Consider the following 2027-nt stretch of genomic DNA (forward strand, 5'->3'; position numbering starts at 1 on the left):
GCATTGGCATTGTTAGTCGATGCATTGGCATTGTTAGTCGATGCATTGGCATTGTCAGCTGATGCATTGGCATTGCAGGGTATTGCCAAATTTAATTCGCTACGAATTAATGAAATGCTGTACTTAGCGAATAACGGGATTGGAGTGATTACACCAGATCGTTGCTACCAAATTTTAGTTACTGACGAGAAGTTGTCTTGGACAGATTCACTGACCTTGGGTTCAGATGGCTATATATATTTAAATTGCAATCAATTACACCGTTCTGCTCCTCTCAATGCAGGAGAAAATACTTCTATGCCACCCTATTATATTTTTCGTTTGAAACCTTTGGCTTCAGAAGTTGCGTAGTGTTAAACCAAATGTCTTACTAACACTATCTAAAATCCTTGATTTTAATCTGCAACGGTTCAATTCTAACTTTACAACAAGAGTTAAGCAATGGCACTAACAGAAGAAGATTTGAAAACCATACCAGAAGATGGCATCGATCCAGAAAATCCTGGTAAATACCAGACTTTGCTAAAAGATTTACAGGGAAACATTCTGAATGGGCATGGACGAGATCATATCGTACATCTGTTTTTACAATTTAAATCTGGTCAAGTAAATGCAGTCAAACGATGGATTCAAAACTTTGCCCAGAAATATGTCAAATCTGCCGAGCAGCAGTCAAATGAGGCACGCGAGTACCGAACTAAAAAGATATCAGGTGGTATATTTGCTAGTTTATATTTGTCTTGTCAAGGTTATGAATATCTGGAAATAGAACCGTGGAAAATACCTGGAGATCAACCATTTCGATTAGGTATGCAGAATCTTGATATCAAGAGCTTCTTAGGCGATCCAGCACCGACAGATTGGGAACCAGGATTTCAACAGAAAGCAGATGCCTTGTTACTTATAGCAGATGATAATTTGACAGACTTATCCAAAGTAATTGAAGATATCTGTTTAGAATTGTCTCAGATATCCAAAATACTTCACAGAGAAAATGGTTTTATTCTCAGAAATGCTCAAAAACAAATTATAGAACACTTCGGTTATGTCGATGGTGTCAGTCAACCTCTATTTCTGAAACGAAATATTGCCGGCGCCAAAGCTAATAACTCTGACTTCAGCAAATGGGACCCTCGCGCTCCGCTAAATGCGATCTTGGTTAAAGATCCTAACGGTAAGACTGAAGATAGTTATGGCAGTTACTTAGTTTGTCGCAAACTTGAACAAGATGTCCAAAAATTCCGTGAAGAGGTGCGGAATTTGGCTAAAAAATTAGGTATTAATGAAACTTTAGCCGGAGCTTTGGTTGTGGGACGGTTTGAAGATGGAACTCCAGTAACCCTCTCAGATTTACCGAGTCAAAGTTCGACATCAACCAATTACAATTACTTTAATAACTTTAATTACGACTTGGATCCGGAGGCAACAAGGTGTCCGTTCCACACTCACATCCGCAAAGTTAATCCCAGAGGCGATACAGGTAGAGTAGAGTCTTCTCCAGGTTTTGACGAGGCTTTAAGGGTGGAGAGAAGGCATCGGATTGCTCGTCGTTCTGTCAGTTTTGGAGAGCAAGATTGTAGTAAAGAGCCGACAACAGGCTCAGGATTGCTGTTTCTTTGCTTTCAAGCAGATATTGAAAATCAGTTTAATTTTATACAATCTAGATGGGCAAATCCTAAGCACTTTGTTCAAGTCAATGCTGGCCCAGATCCGCTAATTGGTCAACCAGAGGGAATTCAGAAATGGCCGAAAGAATGGGGCGGATCAAAAACTGAAGAATATGGGTTTAAACTGCCGGTAAAAATGAAGGGGGGGGGATATTTTTTTGCACCTAGCCTGAGTTTTTTAAAAAATTTGGCAAGAACTAAATCGTAGCTTATAGAGTAGGGAGTGGGGAGTGGCTTTCAAGGGTAGGTTTTTTGGAATCTCAAAAATAGTTGAGAAAATTATCAAGTATTTAACGTAGTTTGGTCGTTTCAGGATTTAAGCATCGGCTGAAATGGTCAAAAAATGACCAAATACAAAAT

The 2027-nt window shown here is 39.3% G+C and carries 1 protein-coding gene and 1 pseudogene; both read left to right on the forward strand.

Annotation, left to right across the window (positions count from 1 at the left end; translation table 11 throughout):
* Positions 1-351 (forward strand): annotated as a pseudogene (locus tag LC574_RS37590) (hypothetical protein); the annotation flags it as partial.
* Positions 352-441: 90 nt separating this feature from the next.
* Complete coding sequence (locus LC574_RS37595) at positions 442-1875, forward strand: Dyp-type peroxidase (RefSeq protein WP_229458694.1); 1434 nt, start codon at positions 442-444, stop codon at positions 1873-1875.
* Positions 1876-2027: the final 152 nt, after the last annotated feature.

The organism is Nostoc sp. CHAB 5715 (genome assembly GCF_020829685.1).
Lineage (GTDB): Bacteria > Cyanobacteriota > Cyanobacteriia > Cyanobacteriales > Nostocaceae > Nostoc.